Raw genomic sequence first — 1,763 nt, 5'->3', positions numbered from 1 at the left:
CTCGCCAATCGGACGCTCACCGTGGACCTGGCCGTCCGCCTCGGAGCGGCCGCCGCCTCCGTCCTCGCGGCCGAGTCCGGGGCACCGGGCGGTCAGGCCCGCCCACTGGCCGTGATCGGCCGCGACCCCCGTGCGTCGGGGGAGATGCTCGAGGCGGCCCTCGCCGCGGGTCTGGCCAGCCAGGGGGTGGACGTCCTGTGTGTCGGCGAGCTCCCGACCCCGGCCGTCGCCCATCTGACGGCCCAGCACGGCGCGGCGCTCGGTGCGGTCATCTCGGCCTCGCACAACGCGATGCCCGACAACGGGATCAAGTTCTTCGCCGCGGGCGGGCACAAGCTCGGCGACCACATGGAGGACCGGATCGAGGGTGCCCTGACGGAGGGCGCGATCACCGGCCCCACCGGGGCGGCGGTCGGCCGGATCTCACGCGCGTCGTCGGAGGACGCACTGGACGGGTACGTCCGGCACCTGCTCGACGCCACGCCCGGGCGGCTGGACGGGCTCGTCGTGGTGGTCGACTGCGCCAACGGGGCGGCCAGCGTCGCGGCGCCGCGTGCCTACCGCGACGCGGGGGCGACCGTGATCGAACTCCACGCCGACCCCGACGGGTACAACATCAACGACGGGTGCGGCTCCACACATCTGGATGACGTCCGCGCCGCGGTGCGCGAACACGGTGCGGACCTCGGTCTGGCGCACGACGGCGACGCCGATCGCTGCCTGGCCGTGGACGCCTCCGGCGAGGTCGTCGACGGTGACCAGATCATGGCGATCCTCGCCCTGGCGATGCGGGACTCCGGAGAGCTGGTGGGTGACACCCTCGTGGCGACCATCATGAGCAACCTCGGCCTCAAGGTGGCCATGCAGGCCGCCGGGATCCACGTCACCGAGACCAAGGTGGGGGACCGCTACGTCCTCGAACGGCTCCGCGAGGGCGGGTACAGCCTCGGCGGAGAGCAGTCCGGTCACCTCGTCCTCCCCGCCCACGCGACCACCGGGGACGGGGTCCTCACAGGACTGCGCATCATGGCCCGGATGGCGGAGACCGGCAGCCCACTGTCCGAGCTCGCCGGCGTGATGACGGTCCTGCCGCAGGTGCTGATCAACGTGCCGGTGGACGACAAGGCCGCGGTCGTGTCGTCCTCGGTGGTGGGCGATGCCGTGGCCGAGGAGGAGGCGCGACTGGGTTCGGGCGGCAGGGTGCTGCTGCGTCCCTCGGGAACCGAGCAGCTGGTCCGCGTCATGGTCGAGGCGGAGGACGCGCACTGCGCCCGCCAGGTGGCCGAGCGACTGGCGGGGCTCGTCACCGCGGTCTGAGCCCCGGTGCGGTGGCCGGGCCCCACTCCGGGTGACGCCCGGCTCAGCTCCCGGTGAAGCTCTTGGCCAGCTTGAGCAGCGGCGGCGCCCCCGCCACGAGGTCGTCGTCCTCCTCCTCCAGCATCGCGTCGGTCACCGAGACGGTGCCCTTGAGCTTCGTCTCCGGATCGGCGAACGCCGAGTAGGTGGCGTCGTCCGCGAGCGTGCTCAGGAGATACCCCGCCAGCAGCGGGCGAACCGCGCGTTGCGTCCGGCGGTCCGGGTCCGCGAGTCCGACGTACTTGACCAGCGGCGCGCCCTCGACCAGGCCGGTCTCGATGGCCTTCTCGAGACGGCGGTGCACGATCGGGCCGCGCCAGGCCAGGTGGAGCGCCCGCGCGTCCTCGGCGTGGACCCCGCCGGACGCCGACAGCAGCAGGGCCGGCGCGTCGATGGTGATGGCCCGG

1 protein-coding gene and 1 pseudogene are annotated in these 1,763 nt (G+C 73.4%); one reads left to right on the top strand and one right to left on the bottom strand.

Annotation, left to right across the window (positions count from 1 at the left end; translation table 11 throughout):
* Positions 1–1,317: phosphoglucosamine mutase (glmM, locus tag G6028_RS06270; protein ID WP_182658356.1), on the top strand; the 1,317-nt coding region annotated here is incomplete at its 5' end.
* A gap of 43 nt (positions 1,318–1,360) precedes the next feature.
* Here the strand turns inward: glmM and G6028_RS06265 are convergent.
* A pseudogene (locus tag G6028_RS06265) lies at positions 1,361–1,763 on the bottom strand (chlorophyllase/cutinase-like alpha/beta fold protein); the annotation flags it as partial.

The sequence above is a fragment of the Dietzia cercidiphylli genome (assembly GCF_014145145.1).
Lineage (GTDB): Bacteria > Actinomycetota > Actinomycetes > Mycobacteriales > Mycobacteriaceae > Dietzia > Dietzia natronolimnaea.
The sequence above is the reverse complement of the archived record's forward strand: the minus strand, read 5'-3'. Positions and strand labels throughout refer to the sequence as shown.